Annotated in this window: 29 protein-coding genes, 1 tRNA gene and 1 pseudogene; 20 read left to right on the forward strand and 11 right to left on the reverse strand. The window is 68.0% G+C overall.

The features are described from left to right. From EJK91_RS22435 to EJK91_RS13815, 5 genes and pseudogenes are all read right to left on the reverse strand, one after another. Positions 1–162, reverse strand: a pseudogene (locus tag EJK91_RS22435) (IS110 family transposase); the annotation flags it as partial. 145 nt (positions 163–307) lie between these two features. Beyond that, positions 308–871 (reverse strand): DUF4190 domain-containing protein, encoded by a 564-nt coding sequence (locus EJK91_RS13800; RefSeq protein WP_036458242.1) that lies wholly within the window; start codon positions 869–871, stop codon positions 308–310. A gap of 99 nt (positions 872–970) precedes the next feature. Next, a complete protein-coding gene (locus EJK91_RS13805) occupies positions 971–1,579 on the reverse strand; it encodes an HdeD family acid-resistance protein (RefSeq protein ID WP_444850821.1) in 609 nt (202 codons plus the stop codon). Between the two features lie 30 nt (positions 1,580–1,609). Then, positions 1,610–2,863 carry an alpha/beta hydrolase gene (locus EJK91_RS13810; protein WP_125079216.1) on the reverse strand — a complete coding sequence of 418 codons (1,254 nt, stop codon included), beginning with the start codon at positions 2,861–2,863 and terminating at the stop codon, positions 1,610–1,612. A gap of 121 nt (positions 2,864–2,984) precedes the next feature. Continuing rightward, positions 2,985–4,295, reverse strand: a complete 1,311-nt coding sequence (locus tag EJK91_RS13815) for an adenylate/guanylate cyclase domain-containing protein (protein WP_024443083.1) — start codon at positions 4,293–4,295, stop codon at positions 2,985–2,987. 77 nt (positions 4,296–4,372) lie between these two features. On the opposite strand from EJK91_RS13815, the gene EJK91_RS13820 reads away from it, so the two are divergent. Continuing rightward, complete coding sequence (locus tag EJK91_RS13820) at positions 4,373–4,699, forward strand: YnfA family protein (protein WP_046301791.1); 327 nt, start codon at positions 4,373–4,375, stop codon at positions 4,697–4,699. A gap of 7 nt (positions 4,700–4,706) precedes the next feature. On the opposite strand, the gene EJK91_RS13825 is transcribed toward EJK91_RS13820, so the two are convergent. Continuing rightward, entirely contained in the window at positions 4,707–5,270 is a 564-nt protein-coding gene (locus EJK91_RS13825; protein WP_125079217.1) for a hypothetical protein, read from the reverse strand. A gap of 209 nt (positions 5,271–5,479) precedes the next feature. Beyond that, a tRNA-Leu gene (locus tag EJK91_RS13830) sits at positions 5,480–5,556 on the reverse strand. A gap of 80 nt (positions 5,557–5,636) precedes the next feature. On the opposite strand from EJK91_RS13830, the gene EJK91_RS13835 reads away from it, so the two are divergent. From EJK91_RS13835 to EJK91_RS13885, 10 genes are all read left to right on the forward strand, one after another. Next, positions 5,637–6,260, forward strand: coding sequence for an ANTAR domain-containing response regulator (locus EJK91_RS13835; protein WP_024443080.1), 624 nt, complete (start codon positions 5,637–5,639; stop codon positions 6,258–6,260). A 61-nt stretch (positions 6,261–6,321) separates the two neighbouring features. Beyond that, positions 6,322–7,680 (forward strand): Pup--protein ligase, encoded by a 1,359-nt coding sequence (gene pafA / locus EJK91_RS13840; protein WP_024443079.1) that lies wholly within the window; start codon positions 6,322–6,324, stop codon positions 7,678–7,680. Between the two features lie 10 nt (positions 7,681–7,690). Then, positions 7,691–8,182 (forward strand): hypothetical protein, encoded by a 492-nt coding sequence (locus EJK91_RS13845; protein ID WP_046301790.1) that lies wholly within the window; start codon positions 7,691–7,693, stop codon positions 8,180–8,182. Positions 8,183–8,219: 37 nt separating this feature from the next. After that, positions 8,220–9,215 (forward strand): helix-turn-helix transcriptional regulator, encoded by a 996-nt coding sequence (locus EJK91_RS13850; protein WP_125079218.1) that lies wholly within the window; start codon positions 8,220–8,222, stop codon positions 9,213–9,215. Continuing rightward, entirely contained in the window at positions 9,212–10,159 is a 948-nt protein-coding gene (locus tag EJK91_RS13855) for a helix-turn-helix transcriptional regulator (RefSeq protein ID WP_024443076.1), read from the forward strand. Before EJK91_RS13850 ends, EJK91_RS13855 begins: the two co-directional genes overlap by 4 nt. Beyond that, on the forward strand, positions 10,156–10,386 hold the full coding sequence (locus tag EJK91_RS13860) for a DUF2510 domain-containing protein (RefSeq protein ID WP_024443075.1): 231 nt from the start codon (positions 10,156–10,158) through the stop codon (positions 10,384–10,386). Before EJK91_RS13855 ends, EJK91_RS13860 begins: the two co-directional genes overlap by 4 nt. Before the next feature lie 239 nt (positions 10,387–10,625). Beyond that, entirely contained in the window at positions 10,626–10,856 is a 231-nt protein-coding gene (gene tatA / locus EJK91_RS13870; protein ID WP_046284045.1) for a Sec-independent protein translocase subunit TatA, read from the forward strand. A 39-nt stretch (positions 10,857–10,895) separates the two neighbouring features. Next, a complete protein-coding gene (gene tatC / locus EJK91_RS13875; protein WP_046300864.1) occupies positions 10,896–11,804 on the forward strand; it encodes a twin-arginine translocase subunit TatC in 909 nt (302 codons plus the stop codon). Continuing rightward, on the forward strand, positions 11,797–14,643 hold the full coding sequence (locus tag EJK91_RS13880) for a DEAD/DEAH box helicase (RefSeq protein WP_125079219.1): 2,847 nt from the start codon (positions 11,797–11,799) through the stop codon (positions 14,641–14,643). Before tatC ends, EJK91_RS13880 begins: the two co-directional genes overlap by 8 nt. A 73-nt stretch (positions 14,644–14,716) precedes the next feature. Continuing rightward, the gene (locus EJK91_RS13885) at positions 14,717–15,442 is read left to right on the forward strand and encodes a DUF4333 domain-containing protein (protein ID WP_046300866.1); all 726 of its coding nucleotides are present in this window, start codon (positions 14,717–14,719) and stop codon (positions 15,440–15,442) included. 19 nt (positions 15,443–15,461) lie between these two features. Here the strand turns inward: EJK91_RS13885 and EJK91_RS13890 are convergent, their stop codons facing one another. Then, positions 15,462–16,415 (reverse strand): 5'-3' exonuclease, encoded by a 954-nt coding sequence (locus EJK91_RS13890; protein WP_125079220.1) that lies wholly within the window; start codon positions 16,413–16,415, stop codon positions 15,462–15,464. An 86-nt stretch (positions 16,416–16,501) separates the two neighbouring features. Between EJK91_RS13890 and EJK91_RS13895 the strand changes: the two genes are divergently transcribed. Beyond that, positions 16,502–17,647 carry a M24 family metallopeptidase gene (locus EJK91_RS13895; protein ID WP_125079221.1) on the forward strand — a complete coding sequence of 382 codons (1,146 nt, stop codon included), beginning with the start codon at positions 16,502–16,504 and terminating at the stop codon, positions 17,645–17,647. On the opposite strand, the gene EJK91_RS13900 is transcribed toward EJK91_RS13895, so the two are convergent. Next, positions 17,644–18,057 (reverse strand): F420-dependent biliverdin reductase, encoded by a 414-nt coding sequence (locus EJK91_RS13900; RefSeq protein ID WP_024441249.1) that lies wholly within the window; start codon positions 18,055–18,057, stop codon positions 17,644–17,646. The genes EJK91_RS13895 and EJK91_RS13900 overlap by 4 nt on opposite strands. A 35-nt stretch (positions 18,058–18,092) precedes the next feature. Here EJK91_RS13900 and EJK91_RS13905 point away from each other — a divergent pair, with 35 nt between their 5' ends. The 4 genes from EJK91_RS13905 to ric all read left to right on the forward strand — a co-directional run bounded on the left by EJK91_RS13905 (position 18,093) and on the right by ric (position 20,562). Then, a complete protein-coding gene (locus EJK91_RS13905; protein ID WP_024441250.1) occupies positions 18,093–18,842 on the forward strand; it encodes an SDR family NAD(P)-dependent oxidoreductase in 750 nt (249 codons plus the stop codon). Positions 18,843–18,985: 143 nt separating this feature from the next. Continuing rightward, positions 18,986–19,303: a hypothetical protein gene (locus EJK91_RS13910; protein WP_024441251.1), complete on the forward strand. Its 318-nt coding sequence runs from the start codon at positions 18,986–18,988 to the stop codon at positions 19,301–19,303. Between the two features lie 91 nt (positions 19,304–19,394). Continuing rightward, entirely contained in the window at positions 19,395–19,784 is a 390-nt protein-coding gene (locus tag EJK91_RS13915; RefSeq protein WP_024441252.1) for a PPOX class F420-dependent oxidoreductase, read from the forward strand. Positions 19,785–19,863: 79 nt separating this feature from the next. After that, complete coding sequence (gene ric, locus EJK91_RS13920; RefSeq protein ID WP_125079222.1) at positions 19,864–20,562, forward strand: iron-sulfur cluster repair di-iron protein; 699 nt, start codon at positions 19,864–19,866, stop codon at positions 20,560–20,562. An 18-nt stretch (positions 20,563–20,580) separates the two neighbouring features. On the opposite strand, the gene EJK91_RS13925 is transcribed toward ric, so the two are convergent. Next, positions 20,581–21,282, reverse strand: coding sequence for a dienelactone hydrolase family protein (locus EJK91_RS13925; RefSeq protein WP_046300870.1), 702 nt, complete (start codon positions 21,280–21,282; stop codon positions 20,581–20,583). 78 nt (positions 21,283–21,360) lie between these two features. On the opposite strand from EJK91_RS13925, the gene EJK91_RS13930 reads away from it, so the two are divergent. From EJK91_RS13930 to EJK91_RS13945, 4 genes are all read left to right on the forward strand, one after another. Beyond that, positions 21,361–21,849 carry an FxsA family protein gene (locus EJK91_RS13930; protein WP_241178701.1) on the forward strand — a complete coding sequence of 163 codons (489 nt, stop codon included), beginning with the start codon at positions 21,361–21,363 and terminating at the stop codon, positions 21,847–21,849. A gap of 115 nt (positions 21,850–21,964) precedes the next feature. Next, positions 21,965–23,497, forward strand: coding sequence for an amidohydrolase (locus tag EJK91_RS13935; RefSeq protein ID WP_125079238.1), 1,533 nt, complete (start codon positions 21,965–21,967; stop codon positions 23,495–23,497). Continuing rightward, a complete protein-coding gene (lnt, locus tag EJK91_RS13940; protein ID WP_125079224.1) occupies positions 23,490–25,280 on the forward strand; it encodes an apolipoprotein N-acyltransferase in 1,791 nt (596 codons plus the stop codon). The genes EJK91_RS13935 and lnt overlap by 8 nt, the downstream gene beginning before the upstream one ends. Beyond that, a complete protein-coding gene (locus EJK91_RS13945; protein WP_024441258.1) occupies positions 25,273–26,028 on the forward strand; it encodes a polyprenol monophosphomannose synthase in 756 nt (251 codons plus the stop codon). Before lnt ends, EJK91_RS13945 begins: the two co-directional genes overlap by 8 nt. A 51-nt stretch (positions 26,029–26,079) precedes the next feature. Here the strand turns inward: EJK91_RS13945 and EJK91_RS13950 are convergent, their stop codons facing one another. Beyond that, positions 26,080–26,415 (reverse strand): RNA polymerase-binding protein RbpA, encoded by a 336-nt coding sequence (locus EJK91_RS13950; protein ID WP_024441259.1) that lies wholly within the window; start codon positions 26,413–26,415, stop codon positions 26,080–26,082. Between the last annotated feature and the right edge of the window lie 51 nt (positions 26,416–26,466).

Consider the following 26,466-nt stretch of genomic DNA (forward strand, 5'->3'; position numbering starts at 1 on the left):
CGGCAATGACCGCAACCAGTCCAGGATCTCCCCGTAATCAGGGGTCAGCCGACGCTCGAATACCTCACCGGTATCCCCGTCCAATGCACACCCGATCACCGAACGTGCGTGCACATCCAAACCAACACTCGTACGCTGAACCTTCACTGGGGCCTCCCACATCTTGTGGCTCTACCGGCCAGGACCTGATTCCTGTCGGCAACCCACGGTCACATGTGAGTGAGGCCCCAGCCCCCCATACCGTCTAAGCGCTAGTTCCCATGGCGCGAACCTGCGTCGCCCGGCTTCGCCGCGCTAGCAGTTCCCGCTAGGCCGGCATCAGCGCGGAGTCCGATTCCTCCTGCACCATGGGCGCGTCGGCGCCGCTGCCGAAGGTGTTCTCGAAGTGCTCCCGGAATCGTTCGGTGCACTGCTGCTGGGCGTCGGTGTCCGAACCGGCCTTGCTCATGCACGCCACATAGTCGCCGGCGCCAGCGGTCCGCCAGATGCCGACATATACGAAGATGCAGCCGATGCCGGCGATCACCGCCAGCGCACCCAAAATGATCCCGGCGAGTGCGACGCCGCCGTTGTCAGCCTCCCGCCGCTTGGCCCGGCCACGGCCGATCAGTCCGAGCACGACAGCCGCCAAGCCCAGTCCCACCCCACCGATCACCGACAACGCGGTCACGATCCCGGCGATCGCAACGATCAGGGCCGCGATGCCCGCCCCGTTCTTGAGCACCGGCGGTACCGCCGCGGGGGGATAGCCGAGGTACTGCCCGGGCACCGGCGGATACGGGTAGCCCGGCGGCGGAGGGTAGCTGGGACCGGGCGACGGCCAGGATTGCTGAGACTCAGGCGACAGCGAGGGCATGCCGGACTCGGGCATTGAGCAGACTCCAGATCAGAGCTTCACGCAGGTATCAAACAGGTCAGAATTCAAGGGTACCCGCGACGGGGCAATCAGGCCGCGGGTCGCCTGACGCCGCTACCCGGCCGGCAGCGTAGTACCGACCTTGTGTGAAGCGCTCCGAATCTTGAGTGCGGTGACGACCTCGACAATGCCGATGACGATGAGCCAGCTGCCGACGACCACCGCCAGCACCCATAGTGACGCGAATGGTGACGCCAGCGTCACCAGACCGGCCAGCAGACTGACCACGCCCGTGAAGATCTGCCAACCCCGGCCCGGCAGCGCCGGGTCGCTGATGGCTGCCACGGCAGTCGCCACCCCACGGAAGATGAAGCCGACCGCGATCCAGATGGCCAGCAGCAGCACCGCCAGTGCTTCTTCGTCGGAGTTGAAGTGCCGGAAACACAGGACCGCCAGAATCACCGACGCGGTGCCGCTGAGGAACAGCAACACGCGTCCGCCGGCGGACATGACGGGCAGGCTGAACGCGAAGATCAACTGCGCGATTCCGGTGACCACCAGATACACACCGAGCAGCACAGCGGCGGCGATGATGGTCCGGCCCGGCCAGACCAAGATCAGCACGCCCAAGACGAGGGCCAAGACACCAGAAACCAGTGTCGACTTCCACAGATTCGGCAGCAGGCGCGAAAGCGATGTTTCCATGGTCGAAGTCTGGCACAGATGTGGCGTTCCGGCCGGGCATTGGCCGCCTCAGCGGCCCGAGATGACCTGCGTGGTCTGCCTCGCATAAGCCTCGGCGAGGAACTGCTCGACGGCTACCGCCGTGTGCGCGGCCCGCGGCGAGCCGAAAATGTCGAAAGCGTGTTGGGCCAACGGCAACTCGGCATAGACGACCGGGCTCGTGCTGACTTCCCGTAGCCGCTCGGCAAATGCTCGGCCCTGCTCCACCGGCACCAGCGAATCATTGGTTCCGTGCAGCACGAAAAACGGTGGCGCATCAGCAGATAGATACGTCATCGGGGAGGCGTCGCGGTAGGTATCGGGGAAGCGCCGCCGGCTCTGCTTGAACACGTAGGCCCCCAATGCCGGGGTCAGCAGCGGGTGCAATCCAGTCTCGCCGGTGAAGTCGTAGATGCCGTAGAACGGGACCGCCGCCCGCACGCTGGTATCGGCGTCGGCGAAACCCGGTTGGAAACGCGGATCGTTTGCGGTCAGAGCGGTTAGAGCGCAGAGGTGACCACCTGCGGAGCCCCCGGTCACCGCGACCCAGTCCGGGTCGCCGCCGTAGTCGGCGATGTGGGCTTTGGTCCACGCCAAGGCCCGCTTGACGTCGATGATGTGGTCAGGCCAAGTGGAGCGGGGGCTCAGCCGGTAGTTGATCGACACACACACCCAACCGCGTTCGACCAGGTGGGCCATCAGCGGATGTGCTTGTCCGCGTTTACTTCCCACCATCCAGGCACCACCGGGAATCTGCAGCAGTACCGGCGCGCGACCATCACGAGGCAGGTCGCGATGCCGCCACACATCGAGCGTGTTGCGGCCGCCGTACTCGCCGTAGGGGATGTCGGAGTCGGAGGCGTAGTCCCGGTAGACCCGCATCATGCGCACCACGCCGGGTGCCTTGGCGATTTCCGCGTCCGACCCCGGCCGCTTCCACAAATCCCGGCTTTCGGTGCGTCGTCCCGCACCGAGTTCGGCGTCCAGCGCCGCGGTCAACGGTCTATTGGCGGTACGGCCGGCATAATTCAGCCCCACTAAGCCCAGCCAGGAGAGCGCCGACAGCAGCCAGCTGGTCCGCCGAGCCCGCGGCGACAACCGCCGACTCACCGCCGCCAACGCCGCGGAATGTCCGGCGATGAGCTGCAACGGCAGCTCCGAGGCGAACAAGCCGAAGGCGAACGCGTACAGCGACGGATAACCGCGCTTGGTCAGCGGGCGATACCCGTTCACGGTGGTGGCCAGACCGGCCAGCGAACCGAGCACGGCCAAAAGCCTTCGCATTGCGCTCCTCAGCGTTGTGGGACGACCTGATTCGGCACCCTACCGAAATCGGCCGAACCACCCGTTTATGCGGTGGTCCCAGCTTCGCCTCTCCTGCGTCGAGGCTCGCTGAACCACCGGATCAGCCCGCTGAGGTCGCCGACAGCGATCGGGGCGCCGGACCGCGCGAGGCCGGGGTACGGGCGTCAACCAGAAACCAGGTGCGCATGACGCCCTTGCCCTTGACGTCGACGTCGCCGCGCTCCTCGAACACGAAGTCCTCTTTGAGTCGTTCATAGACCGGCTGCGGCACCTGGATGCGGTTCGGGGCGCCGGTTGACTCCATCCGCGAGGCCAGGTTCACCGCGTCACCCCACACGTCGTAGAAGAACCGGCGGTGGCCGACGACCCCGGCCACCACCGGGCCGGTGGCCAAACCGATCCGCAGCGACACCGGCCGGCCCAGCGGATCGCGCAGGTCGGCGATGGTCGCGGCGATGTCGAGCGCCAGCCGCGCCAGCGCGTGCAGGTGATCGGGTCTCGGGTCCGGAACGCCGCTGACCACCATGTAGGAGTCGCCGCTGGTCTTGATCTTCTCCAGGCCGTGCTGATCGACGAGCCGGTCCAAGTCGCTGTAGAGCTCGTTGAGGAACCCGACCAGCTGGCCCGGGTCGGTCTGGCTGGCCCGTCGGGTGAAGTCGGCGATGTCGGCGAACAGCACCGAGGCGTCGGGGTAGCTGTCGGCGATCACGTCCACCGCCGGGTTTTTCAGTCGCTCGGCGACCGCGGTGGGCAAAATGTTGGCCAGCAGCGCTTCGGACCGTTCGTACTCGGCCTCCATCGCCGCTTCGGCGTGAGAGATCTCGCGCAGCGCGAACCAGACCGTGGCGACCACCATGAAGCAGGCCGACACGACCACCAGCACGTAGGACAGGTTGTGCAGCCACTCCGGTTGGTGGACGTTGTCGGCGGGGACCAGGAACTGCAGGGCAATGGTCAGCCCCGCACCGATGCCGGCCACCACGGCTGCCAGTTTGATCCGGTCCACGCCCAGAATCAGCACGCTGATCGACGCCGAGGCCAGAAAATAGAACTGGATCCCCGAGCCGGTGCCCACCATCCAGCAGACGACGGCGGTCGTCGAGTAGGCAATGGCCACGAAGGTCAGGGGCGCGAGAAGCTCGCCGTAGCGGTAGAGCAGCGGTGTCAGGACCAGCCCGGCCGCGGCGACGAGATTGATCGCGCCGATCCACCAGTAGGCGGGATCAACCCAGATCTCCAGCATTCCCCAGCCCGCGCTGATGAGCGCGGCCAGCCCGGCAGCCAGCTTGAGGATCCGCAGCCGCTGCGACACCCGCGCCGTGTAATGGCGGGTGCGGGCCGGTATGCAGTGTGTGCGCCGGTAGGGGCTGGAAGCCTCGGCCGGCACCGCGAGGAACCGCTTGACGGACACAAGCGACAGCCTAATCCGCTGAGCTGGGCCGTTGGCGGTTTCACCAGGTCGGGAGCGTGAGTCTAGGGTCGGCGCTCATGGTTGTGCGTTCCGTCGCGCTGTTCGTGTTGGCTGCCGTCGCCGAGATCGGCGGGGCCTGGCTGGTGTGGCAGGGGGTGCGGGAGCACCGCGGCCTGCTTTGGGCCGGTGCCGGGGTGATCGCCCTGGGGCTCTATGGCTTCGTGGCCACCTTGCAGCCCGATGCCCAGTTCGGCCGGATCCTGGCCGCCTATGGCGGGGTGTTCGTCGCCGGCTCGCTGGCCTGGGGGATGGCGTTCGACGGCTTCCGGCCCGACCGTGCTGACATCGTGGGGGCGCTGATCTGTCTGATCGGGGTGGGCGTGATCATGTACTCGCCGCGTTGACGCAGCGTCACCCGACGGCTTCGATACCCGAACTTGAGATCACGAAGCCACGTCCGGATGACTCGACGGTGCAGGTCACCCCGGCGGCTTCCGATTGACAGGTGAACGGTCCGGCAGCCGCGCTCTGGCCGAACGGAAGAATCGGTTGATCGAACGGGGGATTGGACAAACAGTTGACGCTGTCACTGCACATCGACAACTCCCCGTCGCTGTCCATCGATACGTGCTGCGGCGGATTCACCGACATGCAGTAGGCCGCATCGGGCAGTTCCCCGCGCCGGTAATTTATTTCGCAGTTGATCCCGGCCCGCGTCCCGAAAAACGGGACAAAGGGCAAGTTGCACGATTCGCAGTCGTCGTAGCTGGGCTCGCGAGCAATCTCCTGCAGTGGGTCGCGTTGCAGGAGATTGCCGCCGATGCCGCCGTCATGGCCGGATGACGCGTCGTCGTATTGCCCGCGAGTCTTGGCCTGCACGTACTTGGTGTCGTGCGCGTGGTTCGAGATCCACAAGAGAAAGCCGACCGACACGCCCAGCAGCACCACCAGCACACCCAGCACGGATTTCCTCAACGGGCCCTCCTCGGCTGCCAGTCCCGGCGTGCCCGAGTCTAATTTCGGCGGTGTCGGTAGGGGGCGACAATGACGATTCGTTCGGGACTTAGCGGCTCACCGGTTGGCAAGGAGCCGTCCGCGGGGCATTGCGCCTTATAGCGAATTCGAGGTATGAGGTTGCGCTGGTCAGTTAGGCCTTCGGCCAGCGGCATTCAACCTGACGTTCGTGGTGCCCTCGGTGAGATTCGAACTCACACTGCACGGGTTTTGAATCCGTTTCCTCTGCCAGTTGGGATACGAGGGCCCAGCGCTGACGCGCGGCTTCCTACCTTAGACGATGCCCCTCGGGGTTGCCCCAGCCGGCAGCCACGACAGAATAGGGGGATGACCGAGCCCACGTCCGACAGCAGCCCACGCCCAGCCCGGCGGGTGCTGATCGCCGAGGATGAGGCGCTGATCCGGCTGGATCTCGCCGAGATGCTGCGCGAAGAGGGCTATGAGGTGGTGGGCGAGGCCGGCGACGGGCAGGAGGCCGTCGAGCTGGCCGAACTGCTGCGCCCGGACCTGGTGATCCTAGATGTGAAGATGCCGCGCCGCGACGGCATCGACGCGGCGTCTGAGATCGCCGCCAAGCGGATCGCTCCGATCGTCATCCTGACCGCGTTCAGCCAGCGCGACCTGGTCGAACGCGCCCGTGACGCCGGGGCAATGGCTTACCTGGTCAAGCCGTTCACCGCCGGTGACCTGGTCCCGGCCATCGAACTGGCGCTCAGTCGGGCCGAGGAGATCACCGCCTTGGAGCGCGAGGTCAGCAACCTCTCCGACCAGCTGGAAACCCGCAAGCTCGTCGAGCGGGCCAAGGGCGTGCTGCAGACCGCACACGGCTTCACCGAACCCGAGGCCTTCAAGTGGATTCAGCGCGCGGCGATGGATAAGCGGACCACCATGCGCCAGGTCGCCGAAGTGGTGCTGGAAAACGTCGAGGCCCCGGTCAACCCACCGGCCTGATAGTCACGCCACCAACCTCGCTGAGCCCCGTCGGGTTGGTTCAGCAAGTACGCTCGATGACGTGCAGCGCAGAATCATGGGCATTGAGACGGAGTTCGGTGTCACCTGCACCTTCCACGGCCATCGGAGGTTGTCGCCCGACGAGGTGGCGCGCTATCTGTTCCGCCGGGTGGTGTCTTGGGGACGTAGCTCGAATGTGTTCCTGCGCAACGGAGCTCGGCTGTACCTGGATGTCGGCAGCCATCCCGAATACGCCACCGCCGAGTGCGACAACCTCATTCAGCTGGTCACCCACGACCGGGCCGGTGAACGCGTCCTCGAAGACCTGCTGATCGACGCCGAGCAGCGGCTGGCCGATGAGGGCATCGGCGGCGACATCTACCTGTTCAAGAACAACACCGATTCGGCCGGCAACTCCTACGGCTGCCACGAGAACTACCTGATCGTGCGGGCCGGGGAGTTCTCCCGGATCTCCGACGTGCTGCTGCCGTTCCTGGTGACTCGTCAGCTGATCTGCGGCGCCGGCAAGGTGCTGCAGACCCCCAAGGCTGCCACGTTCTGCCTGTCCCAGCGTGCCGAGCACATCTGGGAAGGCGTCTCGAGCGCCACCACTCGGTCGCGGCCGATCATCAACACCCGCGACGAGCCGCACGCCGACGCCGAGAAGTACCGGCGGCTGCACGTCATCGTTGGCGACTCCAACATGTCCGAGACCTCGACGCTGCTCAAGGTGGGCAGCGCGGCCCTGGTGCTGGAGATGATCGAGGCCGGGGTGCCCTTCCGGGACTTCTCGTTGGACAACCCGATCCGGGCGATCCGCGAAGTCAGCCACGATGTCACCGGCCGGCGGCCGGTGCGGCTGGCCGGCGGACGCCAAGCCGGTGCCCTGGACATCCAGCGTGAGTACTACGGGCGGGCCGTGGAGTACGTGCAGACCCGAGCCAGCAACCCCCAGCTCGAGCAGGTCATCGATTTGTGGGGCCGCCAGCTTGACGCTGTGGAAACCCAGGACTTCGCCAAGGTGGACACTGAGATCGACTGGGTGATCAAGCGAAAGCTGTTCCAGCGCTACCAGGATCGCTACAACATGGAGCTGTCCGATCCCAAGATCGCCCAGTTGGACCTGGCCTATCACGACATCAAGCGCGGGCGCGGAGTGTTCGATTTACTGCAGCGCAAGGGATTGGCCACCCGCATCACCACCGACGAGGAAGTCGACGAGGCGATCGACACCCCGCCGCAGACGACCCGCGCCAAGCTCCGGGGCGAATTCATCAGTGCCGCCCAGGCAGCCGGACGCGATTTCACCGTTGACTGGGTGCACCTCAAGCTCAACGACCAGGCCCAGCGCACCGTGTTGTGCAAGGACCCGTTCCGGTCGGTCGACGAGCGGGTCAAGCGCCTGATCGCCAGCATGTAGCGAACCGGTGATGACTCGGCTCAGCGGCCTGGCCGCCCTCATCCCGCTGGGCATCGCGCTGGCCGGGTCACCGGCCGCGCACGCCGGCGGCGTCGTCATCTGCCAGTTCAGCGTGGCCAAGCCGTTCGTCTACTCGGTCAATGGTGCCGACTACATGGGCAGCCGGGTCGACGTCAGCGATTGCCGGACCGATCTTCCCGGCACGCCGTTGACCCTGCAGATGCACCTGACGGCGTCCGGAGCGCCGTTGGAGCTGGCCGGCCCGTCGCACACCCTCACCTACGCCGAGACCCGTGCGGTGCACACCGGCGACAGCTTCTCGGTGGCGTTTCCCAACGACGACCGGTTGATGCCGCTGTACCCGGGCGTGTACGGCGCGAAGATGACGGCACGCACCGATCTCCCCGGCCAGCCGCGCGCCGAAGACCCCGAATTCTCGGACTACCAATGCAGCACCTGGGACTTCCCGGGCATGGCATGCACGCCGGCGACCCACATCTGAACAACCACCACGCCGCGAGCCCTTATCCTGTCTTGTCATGGCGACCGCGAAAGTCGAGCGACTCCTCAATCTCGTCATCGCGTTGCTGGCTACCCGCAGCTACCTGACCGCCGAGAAGATCCGAGCCACCGTGCAGGGCTACGGCGACAACCCCAGCGACGAGGCGTTCTCCCGAATGTTCGAGCGGGACAAGAACGAGCTGCGTGACCTGGGCATTCCGCTGGAGACCGGCAAAGTGTCGGCCTTCGAGACGGTGGACGGCTACCGGATCAACCCCGATGCCTACGCCCTGCCGACCATCGACCTGACCCGCGACGAGGCCGCCGCAGTGGCGGTCGCGGTTCAGCTGTGGCAGTCACCGGAGCTGCGCGCCAACGCCGAAGGTGCCGTCGCCAAACTGCATGCCGCCGGAGTCGAGGTGGACCCGAGGCAGGCCGACGTGCTGGTGGCGACACCCGCAGCGCTCCCGGGTATACACCGGGCCGAGCCGGCGCTGGGCGCGCTGATGGACGCCGTCCAGAACGGGCAGGCTGTGCAGTTCGAGCACCGGCCCTCACCGGTCGAGCCGTATGTCACCCGCACCCTCGAGCCGTGGGGAGTGGTCACCCACACCGGCCGCTGGTATGTGGTCGGCCACGATCGCGACCGCAACGCGATACGCACCTTCCGGCTGTCGCGGATCGGTCCGGAGGTTCGGCCGATCGGGCCCACCGGCGCCGTCACCCGGCCCGACAACGCCGACCTGCGCGCGATCGTCGCCGAGGCGGTCGGCGATGCACCCAGCGGGCTGCAGGCACGCATCTGGGTCGCCGATGGCCGTGCCGTGGCGCTGCGCCGGGCCGGCACCGTACTCGCCCGCCAGGCCCTCGCCGGCCGCGACGGCGACATCATCGGCGTCGATATAGGGACCCATGACCGGCTGGCCCGGGAGATCGCCGGCTACGGGGCCGACGCCATCGTCTTGGACCCGCCGTCGCTGCGCGACGATGTGGTGGCGCGACTGAGCGCGCGCGTGGGGGAGGTGCCGGTGTGACCCAGCTGTCGAAACGCCTGGTCCGGCTGCTGAACATGGTGCCGTATCTGAAAGCTCGCCCCGGGATCAGCAAGAAACAGGCCGCCGCCGAACTCGGCGTGAGCCTCAGCCAGCTGCAGAGCGACCTGCAGCAGCTGGTGATGTGTGGCCTGCCCGGTTACGGGCCCGGCGACCTGATCGACGTGACGTTCTATGAAGATCGCCTGGACGTGTTCGAATCCGCCGGTGTCGATCGGCCGTTGCGGCTGACGTCGCGTGAGGCCACGGTCATGCTCATGGCGTTGCGCACCCTGGTCGACATGCCCGGGATCGTCGACCCGCGGGCCGCCCGCAGTGCGATCGCCAAGATCGAGGAGGCCGCCGGTGCCGCAGCACCAGCGGCGCCCGTCTCGGTCACGCACGACGCCTCGGCCGCCGACGTGGTCCGCGACGGCGTCCAGCAACACCGAGCGTTGGCGATCGACTACTACGCGGCGTCGCGGGACAGCGTGTCGCATCGGATCGTGGACCCGATCCGGGTGGTGTTGATCGGCGCACACAGTTATCTGGAGGCGTGGTGCCGCGACTCCGAGGGGGTGCGGTTGTTCCGGTTCGACCGCATTGACGAGGTCCGCTTGCTCGACGAACCGTCGGCGCCGCCGGAGCCGGCGCGCCAGGCCGAAACCGACACCTCGCTGTTCGACGCCGACCCGTCACTGCCGGTCGCCATCGTGCGGGTGGCGCCGTCGGCGGCGTGGATGTTCGAGTACTACCCGATGCAGGATCTCGGCGAGCTCGCCGACGGCTGGCGCGAAGCCCGGCTGACCTACGCGTCCGATGAGTGGCTGATCCGGCTGCTGCTGGGTATGGGCGATGAGGTGCAGGTCAAGGCACCGGAATCGGTCGTCACAGGGCTACGTGACGCGTCGACCGCCGCACTGGCGATGTATGAGGTCAGCCTGTGACGGTCTACAACGCCGGAACCTTGGTGGCCGACCTCGTCTTCCTGGCCGTGATGGTAGGAATCGTGGTGGCCATCGTTTTTCTGGTCAAGGCCAGAGCGACGCACACTGAGCAACTGCCCGTGGTTCCGAACTGGTATCCCGATCCGGCTGACGCTGCGCAGCTGCGCTACTTCGACGGCCAGAGCTGGACGGAAGACACCCGGCCACGGGATGCACCACCGGGTTAGAGCCTCCGGCTGAACCGCCGGGTTGATGCGGCGGTCCCAGCTTCGCCTCTCCTTCGTCGAGCCTCGCTGAACCGCCGGGTTGATGCGGCGGTCCCAGCTTCGCCTCTCCTTCGTCGAGCCTCGCTGAACCGCCGGGTTGATGCGGCGGTCCCAGCTTCGCCTCTCCTTCGTCGAGCCTCGCTGAACCGCCGGGCCAATGAGCTGCGGTAGCATCGTGGCGACGTCTGGAGGTAACCAAAGTGAACGCTTTAGGACCGTCGCACCTGGCGATCCTCGCCGTCGCCGTGATCATTCTCTTCGGCGCCAAGCGACTGCCCGATGCGGCACGCTCGTTGGGTAAGTCGCTGCGCATCTTCAAGTCCGAGGTCCGCGAGCTGCAGAACGAGAGCAAGCCCGATTCGACTGCCACCTCGACCACCGTCCAGTCCGAGCGGGTCGATCCGCCGGCGGCCGGTGGCCAGTCGGCGTAACCCGGTTCCGCCGTCGCGGCGACCGCGCCCCAATCGACTGTGCGCACGCTCGGAGTTCTGCGGCGGCTCGACCCCCGTCAGCGGCGTAGCCGCACCAATCCCGACGGGACGATGTCGCTCGTCGACCACCTGCGGGAGCTACGTACCCGGCTGCTGATCTCGATGGCCGCGATCGTGCTCACCACGATCATCGGCTTTGTCTGGTACACCCAACCGCTCTTCGGGCTGGAAAGCCTCGGCGAGTGGCTGCGTCATCCCTACTGCGAGCTGCCGGAGTCCGCGCGTGCGGCGATCGCGCCCGACGGACAGTGCCGGCTGCTGGCCACGGCGCCGTTCGACCAGTTCATGCTGCGTCTCAAGGTGGGCTTGGCTGCCGGTATCGTGCTGGCCTGCCCGGTCTGGTTCTACCAGTTGTGGGCGTTCATCACCCCGGGGCTTTACCGCAAAGAGCGGCGCTTCGCGGTGGTGTTCGTCGTCTCGGCGGCCGTGCTGTTCGTCACCGGCGCCATCCTGGCCTACCTGGTGCTGGCCAAGGCGCTCGGCTTTCTGCTGACCGTCGGCAGCGACGTGCAGGTGACCGCGCTGTCCGGCGACCGCTATTTCGGGTTCCTACTGAACCTGCTGGTGGTGTTCGGGATCAGCTTCGAGTTCCCGCTGCTGATCGTGATGCTCAACATGGTCGGCGTCCTCAGCTACGCCCGGCTCAAAGAGTGGCGGCGCGGGCTGATCTTCGCGATGTTCGTGTTCGCCGCGTTCTTCACCCCGGGTTCGGACCCGTTCTCGATGATCGTGCTCGGTTGCACGCTGACTCTGTTACAGGAGTTCGCCATCCAGATCGCCCGGCTCCACGACAGGCGCAAGGCCAAGCGGGAAGCAGCCACCGCCCTTGACGACGAGCAAGCCTCGCCCATCGACGCGCCCACACCGGTCACCACGCCACATGACTAGTCCACCGGAAACGCCCGGACAGACCGAGCTGGATCGGTTCACCGCGGAACTGCCCTTCGGGCTGGATGGTTTTCAGCGTCGGGCCTGCGAGGCCCTGCAGGACGGTCGGGGAGTGCTGGTGTGCGCACCCACGGGAGCCGGCAAGACCGTCGTCGGCGAGTTCGCGGTCCACCTGGCGCTGGCCGGCGGCGGAAAATGCTTCTACACCACGCCGATCAAGGCGCTGAGCAACCAGAAGCACACCGATCTGGTGGCCCGGTACGGCAAAGACCGCGTGGGACTGCTGACCGGCGATTTGTCGATCAACTCGAATGCGCCGGTGGTGGTGATGACCACCGAGGTGCTGCGAAATATGCTTTACGCGAATTCACCGGCGCTGCAAGGCCTTTCCCACGTTGTCATGGACGAGGTGCACTTCCTGGCGGACCGGATGCGCGGCGCGGTGTGGGAAGAGGTCATCCTGCACCTGCCCGAGGAGGTACGGCTGGTCAGCCTCTCGGCGACGGTCAGCAACGCCGAGGAATTCGGCGGCTGGATCCAGACTGTGCGCGGCGACACCTCCGTGGTGGTCGACGAACATCGCCCGGTGCCGTTGTGGCAGCACATGATGGTCGGCAAGCGGCTTTTCGATCTGTTCGAGTCCCATTCCGACGCCCGCGCCGCGGGTGGCCAACCGCGAGTGGACCCCGAGCTGCTGCGCCACATCGCCCATCGCCGCGAAGCCGACCGGCTCACCGACTGGGGAAGCTCGCGTCGAACACGGCACGGGGGCGCGGGCCGCCCAGACCGGCCGACCTACCGGCCGCCGATGCGCCCGGACGTGATCGCCGTCCTCAACGCCGCGGGCCTTTTACCGGTGATCACCTTCGTGTTCTCCCGGGCCGGCTGCGACGCCGCGGTCAAGCAGTGCCTGCGCTCGCCGTTGCGGCTGACCACCGAATCCGAGCGGGCCCGTATTGCCGAGGTGATCGACCACCGCTGCGGCGATCTGGCCGACGACGACCTGGACGTGCTGGGTTACTACGAATGGCGGGAGGGGCTGCTGCGTGGTCTGGCCGGTCACCACGCCGGACTGCTGCCGGTGTTTCGCCACACCGTCGAAGAGCTGTTCGCCGCGGGGTTGGTCAAAGCCGTGTTCGCCACCGAAACCTTGGCGCTGGGCATCAACATGCCGGCCCGCACGGTGGTGCTCGAGCGGCTGGTGAAGTTCAACGGGGAGCAGCACGCCGCGCTGACGCCGGGGGAGTACACCCAGCTGACCGGCCGGGCCGGCCGGCGCGGCATCGACGTCGAAGGCCACGCGGTGGTGCTGTGGCACCCCGCGGAGAGCACCGCCGACCCCGACCAGGTGGCCGGGCTGGCGTCCACCCGTACCTTTCCACTGCGCAGCTCCTTCGCGCCGTCGTACAACATGACGATCAATCTGGTCCTGCACATGGGCCCCGAGCAGGCCCATCAGCTGCTGGAGCAGTCCTTCGCCCAGTTCCAGGCCGACCGGTCTGTCGTCGGCCTGGTGCGCAGCGCCGATCGCGGCGAGCGCACCCTGGACGAGATCGCCGCCGAGTTCGGCGGGCGCGACTCAGCCGTACTCGACTACGCCAGGCTGCGGGCGAAGATCTCCGAACGCGAACGCGCTCACGCCCGCGCTTCCCGGTTGCAGCGCCGTCGGGCCGCCAGTGACGCCCTGGCGTCGTTGCGCCGCGGCGACATCATCAATCTCAGCCACGGCCGCCGCGGCGGGCTGGCGGTGGTGCTGCAGGCCGATCGGGAGTCAGACGAGCCGCGCCCGCTGGTGCTCACCGAGCATCGCTGGGCCGGCCGCATCTCCTCGGCCGACTATTCGGGTGCCGTCCCGCCGATCGGCACGATGAGCCTGCCCAAGCGGGTGGAGCACCGCCAGCCGCGTGTCCGCCGCGACCTGGCCTCGGCACTGCGATCGGCGGCCGCCGGCCTCGATGTGCCCAGCTCGCGCAAGCGCCGCGGCGACGCAGACGAGTCACCCGTGGATCCAGAACTTGCGGCCCTGCGCCAGCGCATGCGCGACCATCCCGTTCACGATGCGCCGGATCGTGAAGCCAAGGTGCGTATCGCCGAGCGCTACCTGCGGGTGGAGGCCGACAACGCGCAGTTGCGCAGGAAGGTCGAGGCGGCCACCAATTCGCTGGCGCGCACCTTCGACCGCATCGTCGGGCTGCTGTCCGAACGCGGCTTCATTCGCGCCGGCGCCGACACCGAGCGCAGCGACGACGACCAGACGCGCGCTGACGCGGTCGACGCGGGGGATGGCGGTCCCCGCGTCACCGACGATGGCCGGATGCTGGCCCGGATCTACAGCGAGAGCGACCTTTTGGTTGCCGAGTGCCTTCGCACCGGGGCATGGCAGGGTCTCAAGCCCGCTGAACTGGCGGCGGTGGTCTCCGCGGTGCTCTACGAGACCCGCGGCGGCCAGGACTCCAGCGGCGCTGGCGGACTCTCAACCCTGCAGGCGCCAACCGAAGCGGTGCGCCGCGCCCTGCACCAGACCCGCAAACTCTCGGCGGCACTGCGGGCCGACGAGCGCCGGCACGGCATCAACCCGACCCGCGAACCCGACGACGGGTTCGTCGCCGCGGTCTACCGGTGGGCCCGCAGCGGCGATCTGGCCTCGGCACTGGCCGCGTCGGATGCGGCCGGCGCGGGAACGCCGCTGTCAGCGGGTGATTTCGTGCGCTGGTGCCGGCAAGTGCTCGACCTGCTGGATCAGCTGCGAAATGCGGCCCCCAGTCCGGAGTTGCGGGCCACCGCAAAACAGGCGATCGACACGGTTTTGCGCGGGGTCGTTGCCGTTGACGCCGGGTAGGCTGGTCCGGGCGCTACGGTGGAGAGCCGGCGGTGATCAGCACCCGCTACGTGAGAGGACTTGAGGAACAACGATGAGCGGACCGCAGGGATACGACCCGACGCAGCCGTGGCAGCCTCAGCAGCCCGGTCAGCCCGAGGACCAGGGCACCGGACAGGGTCCCGCGACCGGAGCTGAGCAGCAATGGCAGCCCCCGGCCTACACGCCGCAGCAGTACCCCCAATACCCGCAGCAGGGCGCGTACCCGTCGGCGCCGCAGCAATATCCCGGCTACCCGCAGCCCGAGCAGTACGGTCAGCCGTCGCCGTACGGCCAGCCGGGCCAATACGGTCAGCCGTCGCCCTACGGCCAGCCGGGCCAGTACGGTCAGCCGTCGCCGTACGGTCAGCCAGGCCAGCCAGGCCAGTACGGTCAGTACCCGCAGCAGCCGGGGCAATACCCGGCGCCGGGCACCGCGACCAAGCGCCCGTCCGGGATGGTCAGCTCGGTGCTCGCCGGGTGCGTGGGTGTCGCCGTCCTGGTGCTGCTGGTGCTCGGCTTCTGGAAGCCGGGTTTCTTCGTGACCACCAAGCTCGACATCGACAAGGCCCAGGAAGGCGTGCAGCAGATCCTGGCCGACCAGACCAACGGCTACGGCGCCAAGAACGTCAAGGACGTCCGCTGCAACAACGGGCAGAGCCCGGTGGTCAAGCAGGGCGACACCTTCAACTGCGAGGTCAGCATCGACGGGACCAAGCGTCAGGTCACCGTCACCTTCCAGGACAACTCGGGCACCTATGAGGTCGGCCGGCCCAAATAGGCCGCATTAACCGGCTGGCTTAGTCCGGCAGCGTGTCCAGCGCTCGCTGGAGCCGGGCGATCGAGGAACCGACTCCCAGGCGCTCCGCCAATTCGGCGACCCGCGCCGGGTCGGCTGCCACCCGCGGCAGGGTGTCCGACGGTGTCGACAGCGTGACCGGAGCGTCGGTGGCCACGCGTACCACCGGACCGGCGGCCTCGATGTAGGGCTGTCCCGCCTGCAGTTTGGCCCGAACCCCCTTGGCCATAGGCGATCCCGGGTCAGCGGCGGCGGCCAGCACTGCTTCGAGCGAGCCGTACTGGGTCAGTAGGCCGGCCGCCGTCTTCTCACCGATGCCGGCCACCCCGGGCAACCCATCGGAGGGGTCACCACGCAGCAGGGCCATTTCGGCGTAGGCAGCCCCGGCCCGCTCCGGCGGCAGGCGGTAGCGTTCGGCCACCTCGTCCGGGCCGAACAACGTCGCCTTGGCCAGTCCTTGGCCCAGATAGAGCACCGACACCGCGACCGGCTGGTCGGCGACCACCTGCAGCAGGTCGCGGTCACCGCTGACGACGATCACCGGGTCGCGTTGTTCGGCGGCCGCCAAGGTGCCCAGCACGTCATCGGCCTCAAAGTCGGGTGCGCCACCCGCGGTGATGCCGAACGCGTCGAGCAGCTCGGCGATCATCTCCACCTGCGGGCTCAGCTCGTCGGGCACCTCTTCGATGTCTGAATCATCGGGCACCTCTTCGGCCACCCGGTGCGCCTTATAAGACGGGATGAGGTCCACCCGCCACTGCGGTCGCCAGTCCAGATCCAGACAGACCACCAGCCGGCTGGGGCGCTGGCGGGTGATCAGGGTGGCAACCGAGTCGAAGAAGCCGCGCACCGCGTTTACCGGCCGGCCGTCGGGTGCGGTGATCGAGGACGGCACCCCGAAGTAGGAACGGAACCACATGCTGGCACCGTCGAGCAGCAACACCGGAGCAGTCATGGGTGCCAGCCTATTGGCCGGCGGTTGGCAAGGCTCGACGGAGGAGAGGCGAGCTGGACCGTCATTTAGGTGCGCCCGATAGCCTGATGTGCGTGACTTCCCGCTTCGAAAGCAGTGTCTACGCCCACCGATTGGCTGCCGCGGCCGCCGCGGCCGCGAAAGCCGGCCWGGCCGGCCTGGTGATCACGCCCGGTTACGACCTGCGCTACCTGACCGGGTCGCGGGCGCAGACCTTCGAGCGGCTCACCGCGCTGGTGCTGCCGGCCTCCGGTTCTCCGACCATGGTGGTGCCGCGGCTGGAGCTGGCCGCGCTGCGCGAATCCGCGATGGCAGACCTAGGGGTGGCGGTGCGGGACTGGGTCGACGGCGAAGACCCCTATCGCATGGTGGGCGAGGCGCTGGGCGCAGCATCGTCGTCGGCTGTTGCTGTCACCGACTCGATGCCGGCGCTGCACCTGTTGCCATTGGTCGACGTGCTCGGGTCAACGCCCGTTTTGGCGACGGGCGTCCTTCGTGATCTGCGAATGATCAAAGACCCCAGCGAGATCGATGCCCTGCGCAAGGCCGGCGCGGCGATCGACCGGGTACATGCGCGGGTGCCGGAGTTCTTGGTGGCGGGCCGCACCGAAGCCGACGTGGCCGCCGACATTGCCGCGGCGATCGTGGCCGAAGGTCATTCGGAGGTGGCCTTCATCATCGTGGGTTCGGGCCCGCACGGCGCCGACCCGCACCATGAGTGCTCCGAGCGGGTGCTGCAGGCCGGTGACATCGTGGTCGTCGACATCGGGGGGCCGGTCGAGCCCGGGTACCATTCCGACTCGACCAGGACCTACAGCCTGGGCGAGCCGAATCCCGAGGTAGCGCAACATTATTCGGTGTTGCAGGAGGCGCAGCGTGCCGCGGTCGCCAGCGTTCGCCCGGGCATGACGGCGCAACAGGTCGACGCGGCGGCCCGCGACGTGCTGGCGAAGGCCGGTCTGGCCGAATACTTTGTGCACCGCACCGGCCACGGCATCGGCCTCTCGGTGCACGAAGAGCCCTACATCGTTGCGGGCAATGATGAGACGCTCCGGCCGGGGATGGCGTTTTCGGTCGAACCCGGCATCTACTTTCCCGGCAAGTGGGGCGCCCGCATCGAAGACATCGTGATCGTCACCGCCGACGGCGTGGAATCACTGAACAGTCGGCCGCACGACCTGGTGGTGGTCCCGGTGAACCGGGCGACCGGCTAGCGGTTGCCGCGGTCGAGCAGGTCGGCAGAACCCAACACTCGCTCCACCTGCACTTCGATCACCACTCGCTGGGGATTGACCCGCGGGGTCCGGTAGCGCTGGGCGTAGCGTAGCTCGGCGTCACGAACCGCCGCGGGGGCGTCGTTGACCGTGGCGCTGCCTTCCAGGGACAGCCAGCGCGCGCCGTCGACCTGGCTCAGCACGGCGACCCCGGCGCGTTCGGCGTTGACCGCCTTCTGCGATCCGCCGGTGGTGATCACCCGGGCGATGTGGGTTTTCGGGTCGAAGGTGAACCCCACCGCGACCACGTGCGGCGAGCTGTCGGCACGCAACGTGGTCAGCATCGCCAGGTGGCGTTCGGTGAGAAACGCCAACGCGTCACTGGTGAGTCGAGTCGTTGCGTTCGCCATCACCGCCCACGCTAGCGCAGGCGATAATCTCTGCCGTGAGCGACACGGTTGACGGGCCGGTGGTGATTTTCGGCGGACGCAGTGAGATCGGCCTCGAGTTGGCGCAGCAGCTGGCGCCCGGCGCGACGGTGGTGCTGGCGGCGCGCTCCGCCGAGCGGCTTGAGGCCGAAGTCGCCGCGGTGCGCTCGGCCGGCGCGACCGCGGTACACACCAAAGAGTTCGATGCCGACGACGTGAGCGCCCACGGCCCTCTGGTGGCAGAACTGATCGCCGAGCACGGTCCGATCGGCACCGCCGTGTTGGCGTTCGGCGTGCTGGGCGATCAGGCCCGCGCGGAGTGCGATGCGGCGCACGCGGTGGCCGTCGTGCACACCGACTACGTCGCCCAGATCAGTTTGCTCACCCACCTGGCGGCGGCCATGCGCACCGCCGGCCGGGGCCGCATGGTGGTGTTCTCCTCGGTGGCGGGGGTACGGGTCCGGCGGGCCAACTACGTCTACGGCTCGGCGAAGGCCGGACTCGACGGCTTCGCCAGCGGGCTCGCCGACGCACTACATGGCACGGGCGTGCGCCTGCTGCTGGTGCGACCGGGTTTCGTCGTCGGCCGGATGACCACCGGCATGGATCCCGCTCCACTGGCGAGCACCCCGCAGCAGGTGGCGCTGGCGGCGGCCCGGGCCCTGCGCAAGGGCCGTCGCGCCGTATGGGTGCCGTGGGCCCTGCGCCCACTGTTCGCCGTGCTCAGAACGCTGCCGCAATCTGTGTGGCGCCGGATGCCGCGTTAACAAACGGGGGGTCCGCGCAGGCCCGCAACCGGGGGCTCCGTAGAATGTCTCGGAACCCGACATACCGGGTTGTGGGAATACGCGAAGAGTTTTGGCATAGGTTTCTGATCTCTTCCCGCCTGACAGGACTAGAGTGTACATCCATGGACGATCGTAAAAAGGACCCGTCGGTCGTGCTGCCTTACCTGGTCGGTAGGCCGCTTCCGGCAACCGAGGTATACGAGGCCTTCGGATATCGGAAGTCCGCCTACTACAAGGCCGCACACGAAGGGCGCTTGATCACCGCCGACAATCTGATCCGAGTTGCCACTCACTTCGGATTGAACGCGGTTGATCTGCTGGTGCGCTACGGGCTGATCACCCTTGATGCCGTCGCTGACTTCGTCGATGCGGAGCAGCCGAAGTCCGAGCTGCCCAAGCTCGCCGACTTGCATCCCATCGCCAACCGCCCGCCGCTGTAACTGTTGGGCGTGCGCCGCTGTCGCCGCGGAGCCGGACCCGTACCTAGCCAGGAAAAGGGACCCGGGGCTCTGGGCGGGTAAGTTCGCGGCCATGACCCCGACTTTCGCCCAGATCGCCAAGTCTGACTATTTGCTGCTGACCACGTTCACCAAAGACGGCCGGCCCAAGCCGACCCCGGTGTGGGCCGCGCCCGACGGCGACCGACTGCTGGTGATCACCCAGGAGTCGTCCTGGAAGGTCAAGCGCGTCCGCAACACCCCGCGAGTGACCTTGGCGGTGTGCGATGTGCGGGGACGACCCAAGAGCGAAGCCATCGAGGCGGTCGCCACAATCTTGGACAAAGCCGACAACGGCGCCGTCTATGCAGCAATCGGCAAGCGTTACAAGCTGATCGGGCCGGTGTTCAACTTTTTCAGCAAGCTGCGGGGCGGCATGCGGACCAACGTCGGGCTCGCATTGACCCCGGCAGATCGGGAGTGATCGACTACATCACATATAATGGACTTTGTTCATTTAAATGTGCATGGTTGGATCGCAACCCCGATCTCTAGGAGCCACCATGGCAACCGTCACTTCCGATCAGATTCTCGGTGACATCGTCACCGCCGACCCGTCGTCGACCCGCATCCTGAGCCGGTTCGGGATCGATTTCTGCTGCCATGGTCAGCGCACCCTGGGCGCGGCGTGCGCCGCCGACGGCGTCGACGCCGAGGAACTGCTGGCCGCACTCAACGGCGCATCTCCGGGGCAGCCGGCCGACTGGGCGGACTACGACGACCCCTCGCTGATCGCCCACATCGTCAGCACCCACCACCGGYTCCTGTGGGAGGAGTTCCCGCGGTTGGCGGAGCTGGTGGACAAGGTGGCGCGGGTGCACGGTCCCAACCACGGCGAGCTGCTGCGGGTCAGCGAGGTCTTCCATCGGCTCCGCGGCGGCATGGAGCCGCACCTGCGCACCGAAGAGACGCGGTTGTTTCCGCAGATCAGCCTGCATGCCGGGGGATCGGGTACGCCGCTGCCCGACGAGGTGCGCACCGAACTGGCCGAGAACCAGCAGGAGCATGACAATGCCGGTCACCTGCTGGCCGAACTGCGTGAGCTCACCAACGGCTACCGCGTCCCAGCGGATGCCTGCGCCAGCTACACCGCGATGCTGGCTGGTCTGGCGGACTTGGAGTCCGACATCCACCTGCACGTGCATAAAGAGAACAACGTGCTGTTTCCGCGGGTGCTGGCGGCGGCCGGCGGTCCGGCCTAAGCGGTCAAGGCGAAACGGTCACCCTGTGGGGTGCAGATGTTGGCCGAAGAAGCCGAACACGCGGTCCCAGGCGTCGGTGGCGGCGGCCTCGTTGTAGCCGAAACCGGCGATGCGGATCAGCGGCTGGGCCGGCAGCTCGTTGGCGAAGCTGTGGCCTGCGCCGGAATACACCTTGATGTCGTGGGCGATGCCTTTGCCTTCGACCACCCGACGTAACCGATCGGCGGCGCCGCGGCCCATCGGGTCGCGGCCTCCGAAGCTGGCCACGATAGGACATGCCCCATCGAGGGTCTGTTCGAGGTGGCGCGGCAACGGCACCCCGTAGAACGGGGCGGAGGCCCCGAAACCCTTGGGCGCCAAGATCAATGCGAACTGGCCGCCCATGCAGAAGCCGGCGATGGCGACCGCACCCGAGCACTCGGGCATGCCCAGCAGGTGATCGCGGGCCGCCAAGATGTCGTCGAGGGCGCGGCCGCGCTGGGTGAGCAGTTCCCGGAACACCCGGGTGATGCAGCGCGCCCGGCCGCCCCGGGAGTACAGATTCGGCGACAGCGCGAGGTAACCCGCGCCCGCGATACGTTCGGAGATGGCCTGCATGTCCCTGCCGTAGCCGATCGCGTCGTGGATCACCACCACACCGGGCCACGGCCCGGGCCCCGCCGGAGCGTCCAGCAGCGCATCGATGGGGCCGGCGGGCGCCTCGAGTTGGATCCTCGTCATCGCATCAGTATTGCCGTCCCGGCACGTCGTCGCGATGGGCTGGAACCACATCACCGGCCCGAACGTTGGGATGGCATGGTGAGCGGTGTGCTGCGGATCTTCGGTCTCTACGCCCTGGTGGAGCTGGCGGCGGTCGCCGCGTTGATCTGGGCGATCGGGTTCGGCTGGATGGCGTTGCTGCTGCTGGGGCTCTTCCTGGCCGGGGTAGTGCTGGCAGGCGGGCAGATCAGGCGGCAGATCCGCCGCCTGCGCACGCCCGCCGGCCCGGGTGTTCTCGCCGACAGCGGGCTGGTCACGGCCGGCAGCGTGCTGGTCCTCGTTCCGGGACCGGTGACCTCGTTGGTGGGTCTGCTGCTGTTGGCGCCCCCGACCCGGGCCGTCGCCCGTCCGCTGCTGGCGGCGGTGGCGGCCACCACGCTGGGCAGGCATACCCCGCTGGTGGCTGCGGCCACGGTCGGTCGGCAGTGGTACACCACGCGGCGGCCACCCGGAAGCCGAACCGACTACATCGACGCCGAATTCGTCGACGTCACCGACACCGGGCCGCGCGGCCTTCCGGTCGCCTGACCGGCAGCCTGCGCCAACCCGTACGTTCTACGTCGTGACCGTTGTGACCGGCAGGCCTGCCACCTTGCTGCTCGGCGGGCGAATCCACAGCCCGAGTCATCCCGACGCCACCGCGATGGCGGTCCGGGACGGGGTGGTGGCCTGGTTGGGCAGCGACGACGTCGGCCGCGATCAGTTCCCGCAGGCCGAGGTGATCGAACTCGACGGCGCGCTGGTGACGCCGGCTTTCGTGGACAGTCACGTCCACCTCACCGAGACCGGACTGTGCCGCATCGGGCTGGACCTTCGGGCGGCGACCTCGGCGCAGCACTGCCTGCAACTGATCGCCGACTACGCCGCAGCCCATCCGGGTGAACCGATCCGCGGACATGGCTGGGACGAATCCGGCTGGCCCGACGGTCGTGCCCCCGACACCGCGGCGATCGACGCCGTGGTGGGGGATCGACCCGCATACCTGTCTCGCGCCGACGTCCACTCCGCGTTGGCCTCGACGGCGTTGCGCAACCTGGTGCCGGAACTGCCGGCCGAGATCGACGCCGCCGTCCCGCTGTCCGGCGATGCCCACCATCGGGTCCGTTCCGTGGCCGGCACCCTGCTCACCGCCGCACAGCGCGCCGAAGCCCGGGTGGCCGGACTGGATGCCGCCGCCGCGGCCGGGATCGTCGCGGTACATGAATGTGCCGGCCCGGACATCGGCGGTCTCGACGACTGGCGCGAACTGCGGGCCCTGGGCGAAGGCGGCCACGGCGTCGAGGTCATCGGCTACTGGGGCGAGGCCGTCACCAGCGCCGCCCGGGCACGCCAGCTGGTCGCCGAGACCGGTGCACGCGGACTCGCCGGCGACCTGTTCGTCGATGGCGCGCTGGGCTCGCACACCGCTTGGCTCCACGCGGACTACGCCGACGCCCCCGGCAGCACCGGCGTGTGCCATCTGGACCTCGACGCCGTCACCGCCCACCTGTGGGCCTGCACCGAGGCGGAGGTGACGGCCGGATTCCACGCGATCGGCGACGCCGCGGTCACCACGGTGGTTGCGGCGCTGGAACGGGTGGTCGGGAAATTCGGGGTGCCCGCGGTGGCCCGTTGCGGACATCGGCTGGAGCACCTGGAGATGGTCAGCGCCGAGCAGGCCGCCAAGCTGGGCTCCTGGGGCGTGATCGCCAGCATGCAGCCGGTGTTCGATGCACAGTGGGGCGGCGAGGACGGCATGTACGCCCAGCGCCTGGGTGCCGAGCGAGCCGCCGGGTTGAACCCTTTCGCGCTGTTAGCATCCCAAGGCGTGCCCCTCGCGTTCGGTTCTGACAGCCCGGTGACCGCACTGGACCCGTGGGCTGCCGTGCGCGCCGCAGCGAACCACCGCACGCCGGGCAGTGCGGTATCGGTGCGGGCGGCGTTCGCCGCGTCGACGCGCGGTGGCTGGCGGGCCGCCGGTATCAACGACGGCCTCACCGGGACCTTGGCGGCCGGTGCGCCCGCCTCCTACGCGGTCTGGGAGACCAGCGCCCTTGCCGTTGAGGCACCTCGCGACTCCGTTCAGCGATGGTCGACCGATCCACGCGCACGGGTGCCCGCGCTGCCGGTGCTCGAGCCCGGCGCCAGTCCCCGATGCCGTCGCACGGTGCACCGTGGTGTGGTCCTGCATGGTTGAGCCCACCGAGGAACCGGCAGCGGAAACCCCGGCGGACCCCGTCGACCCGGCCGCTGACGTTTCCACCGAATCTGACGGCGAGGTTCTCACCCACGCCGAGCCGGCCGGGCCGAACCGGCTCGAACGGCTGGGCATCGCCGCGGCCGATCGCTGGGCGCAGCTGGCCGCATCGGTGACTGCGGGCATGTTGTTGCGTGCCAGTTTCCCCCCGCTGAACTGGTGGTGGGCCGCGATTTTGGCGCTCGCGCTGCTGAGCTGGGTGCTCATTCGCCGAGAGACCACCCTTGCCGGGGGTTTCGGGTATGGCCTGCTGTGTGGCCTGGCGTTCTATCTGCCGCTGCTGCCGTGGGTGGGCGGGCTGGTCGGCGCCGCGCCCTGGCTGATCCTGGCGTTGATGTGCGCACTGTTTCCCGCCCTATTCGGGTCGGCGGCGGTGGCAGTGCGGTCCCTGGCCGGCTGGCCGATCTGGTTCGCGCTGCTGTGGGCCGCCCAGGAATGGGCGAAGTCAGTAGTCCCGTTCGGGGGGTTCCCTTGGGGGGCCGTGGGATACGGCCAGACCGCGGGACCATTGCTGCCCCTGGTCACGCTCGGCGGCGTGCCACTGTTATCGACCGGAGTGGTGCTGATCGGTTGCGCCGGCACCGCTTTGGCCATCGAGATCGTGCGGTGGCTGCGGAACCCGCCGGCACCCGGCTCCACCGACCGCCCGCCGGCGGTGCTGGTGCCCGGACTGTGTATCTGCCTGGTGCTGCTGACCACCGTCGTGGTGTGGCCGGGGGTGCGCCGTTCCGGCGTGGGAGCCGGCGACGAACCCTCGATCACGGTGGCGGCGGTGCAGGGCAACGTGCCACGACTCGGGCTCGACTTCAACGCCCAGCGCCGGGAGGTGCTGGACTATCACGTCCGCGAAACCCTGCGGCTGGCAGAGGATGTCGCGACCGGGCACGCCCCGCAGCCACTGTTCGTGATCTGGCCGGAGAACGCCTCGGACATCGACCCGTTGACGAACATCGATGCCGCGCAGCAGATCACCGTCGCCGCCCAGGCGGTCGACGCCCCGATCCTGGTGGGCACGGTGCGTGCCGCGCCCGGCTGGAGCCGGGACAATCCGGTGGCGTCGAATTCGGTGCTGGTGTGGGATCCGCGCACCGGGCCGGGGGAGAGCCACGACAAGCGGATCGTGCAGCCGTTTGGTGAATACCTGCCGTGGCGCGGCCTGTTCCGCCACCTGTCCGGCTATGCCGATCGGGCAGGGTATTTCGTTCCCGGCCACGGCAACGGGGTGGTGCACGTCACCGGCGTCCCGGTCGGGGTGACCACCTGTTGGGAAGTCATCTTCGATCGCGCGCCGCGCCAGTCGGTGCTCGCCGGCGCCCAGCTGCTGGCGGTACCGACCAACAACGCCACCTTCGACGAGACGATGAGCGAGCAACAGTTGGCGTTTGCCAAGGTGCGCGCCGTCGAGCACGACCGCTACGTCGTCGTCGCCGGAACCACCGGAATCAGCGCGGTGATCGCCCCCGACGGACGTGAGCTGGCCCGTACCGCCTTCTTTGAGCCCGCCTACCTCGACAGCCACGTGCGGCTCAAGACCACCCTGACGCCGGCGACGCGGTGGGCGCCGGTGCTGCAGTGGGTGCTGCTCGCAGCGGCCGTTGCGTCTCTGCTGGCCGCCATACGGCAAAATGGAAACTTCATGCGCGGTCGGATTACGCGACGACATTTCAAGCGGGGCCGCACCGGCGCCGATGCGGAGAACGGGAGGAACGGCGCCGATGAGTGAGCGTCCCAGCCTGCACACTCTGGTGGTCATCCCCACCTACAACGAGCTCGAGAACCTGCCGATCATCCTGGACCGGCTCCAGCAGGCCCGACCGGACGTGCACGTCCTCGTTGTCGACGACGGCAGCCCCGACGGCACCGGCACGCTGGCCGATGAGCGGGCGGCCGCCGACCCGGAGCGCATTCACGTCATGCACCGGACCTCCAAGGCCGGACTGGGCGCGGCCTACCTGGCCGGGTTCGCCTGGGGGCTGGACCGCAACTACGAGGTGATCGTGGAGATGGATGCCGACGGCAGCCACGCTCCCGAGCAGCTCTACCGATTGCTGGACGCCATCGACGCGGGCGCCGACCTGGCGATCGGCTCGCGTTACGTCGACGGCGGGACGGTACGAAACTGGCCGGTGCGCAGGCTGGTGCTGTCCAAGACCGCCAACACCTATGCGCGGTTGCTGCTCGGCGTCGGAATCCACGACATCACCGCCGGCTACCGGGCCTACCGGCGCGGCGTGCTGGAGAAGATCGGGCTGGACGCGGTCGACTCGAAGGGCTACTGCTTCCAGGTCGACCTCACCTGGCGGGCCGTGAACAGCGGATTCACCATCACCGAGGTGCCGATCACGTTCACCGAACGTGAGCTGGGCGTGTCGAAGATGAGCGGCTCGAACATCCGCGAAGCGATGGTCAAGGTCGCGCGGTGGGGGATCGGCGGCCGGCTCAACCGGCTCCGGGGCGTCGTCCGGAGCTAAAACACCGCGACGTCTCGGGTGAGACGCCGCGGTGCAGCGAAGTCCGCGGTTTTAGCCGCGCCGCTTGGTCTTGATCAGCTCCAGGCGCTCCTTGAGCAGCTCCTCGAGCTCTTCGACCGAGCGGCGCTCCAGCAGCATGTCCCAGTGCGTGCGTGGCGGCTTGACCTTCTTCGGCTCGGGCAGGTCACCCTCGAGCAGGGTGCCTTCCAGGCCGTTCCGGCACATCCAGGTACCGGGGAGCTCAGCGTCGTCGGCGAAGGGGACCTCGAACTCTTCACCGTTGTCGGTGCGGTAACGCGCCATGCGGCGCGGCGCCAGGTCGTGGTTGCGGTCGGTCTCGTAGCTCACGGCTCCCAGCCGACTGCCCCGCAGAACACGATCAGCCATGACCCACTCTCCTTTGCCTATTGGTGAAAAATGCCTCGCGAGTGTCAACGC

Origin of the sequence: Mycobacterium sp. P7213 (assembly GCF_900604305.1) — a bacterium.
Taxonomy (GTDB): Bacteria; Actinomycetota; Actinomycetes; order Mycobacteriales; family Mycobacteriaceae; genus Mycobacterium.

Excerpts from the sequence above, each read along its gene's own strand:
- EJK91_RS13900 (WP_024441249.1), bottom strand. The coding sequence starts at position 18,057 with ATGGCGAACGCAACGACTCGACTCACCAGTGACGCGTTGGCGTTTCTC.
- EJK91_RS13880 (WP_125079219.1), top strand. The coding sequence starts at position 11,797 with ATGACTAGTCCACCGGAAACGCCCGGACAGACCGAGCTGGATCGGTTC.
- EJK91_RS13890 (WP_125079220.1), bottom strand. The coding sequence starts at position 16,415 with ATGACTGCTCCGGTGTTGCTGCTCGACGGTGCCAGCATGTGGTTCCGT.
- EJK91_RS13885 (WP_046300866.1), top strand. The coding sequence starts at position 14,717 with ATGAGCGGACCGCAGGGATACGACCCGACGCAGCCGTGGCAGCCTCAG.
- EJK91_RS13800 (WP_036458242.1), bottom strand. The coding sequence starts at position 871 with ATGCCCGAGTCCGGCATGCCCTCGCTGTCGCCTGAGTCTCAGCAATCC.
- EJK91_RS13835 (WP_024443080.1), top strand. The coding sequence starts at position 5,637 with ATGACCGAGCCCACGTCCGACAGCAGCCCACGCCCAGCCCGGCGGGTG.
- EJK91_RS13820 (WP_046301791.1), top strand. The coding sequence starts at position 4,373 with ATGGTTGTGCGTTCCGTCGCGCTGTTCGTGTTGGCTGCCGTCGCCGAG.
- EJK91_RS13945 (WP_024441258.1), top strand. The coding sequence starts at position 25,273 with ATGAGTGAGCGTCCCAGCCTGCACACTCTGGTGGTCATCCCCACCTAC.
- EJK91_RS13915 (WP_024441252.1), top strand. The coding sequence starts at position 19,395 with ATGACCCCGACTTTCGCCCAGATCGCCAAGTCTGACTATTTGCTGCTG.
- EJK91_RS13935 (WP_125079238.1), top strand. The coding sequence starts at position 21,965 with ATGGCGGTCCGGGACGGGGTGGTGGCCTGGTTGGGCAGCGACGACGTC.
- EJK91_RS13810 (WP_125079216.1), bottom strand. The coding sequence starts at position 2,863 with ATGCGAAGGCTTTTGGCCGTGCTCGGTTCGCTGGCCGGTCTGGCCACC.
- lnt (WP_125079224.1), top strand. The coding sequence starts at position 23,490 with ATGGTTGAGCCCACCGAGGAACCGGCAGCGGAAACCCCGGCGGACCCC.
- EJK91_RS13850 (WP_125079218.1), top strand. The coding sequence starts at position 8,220 with ATGGCGACCGCGAAAGTCGAGCGACTCCTCAATCTCGTCATCGCGTTG.
- EJK91_RS13925 (WP_046300870.1), bottom strand. The coding sequence starts at position 21,282 with ATGACGAGGATCCAACTCGAGGCGCCCGCCGGCCCCATCGATGCGCTG.
- EJK91_RS13845 (WP_046301790.1), top strand. The coding sequence starts at position 7,691 with ATGACTCGGCTCAGCGGCCTGGCCGCCCTCATCCCGCTGGGCATCGCG.
- EJK91_RS13950 (WP_024441259.1), bottom strand. The coding sequence starts at position 26,415 with ATGGCTGATCGTGTTCTGCGGGGCAGTCGGCTGGGAGCCGTGAGCTAC.
- EJK91_RS13910 (WP_024441251.1), top strand. The coding sequence starts at position 18,986 with ATGGACGATCGTAAAAAGGACCCGTCGGTCGTGCTGCCTTACCTGGTC.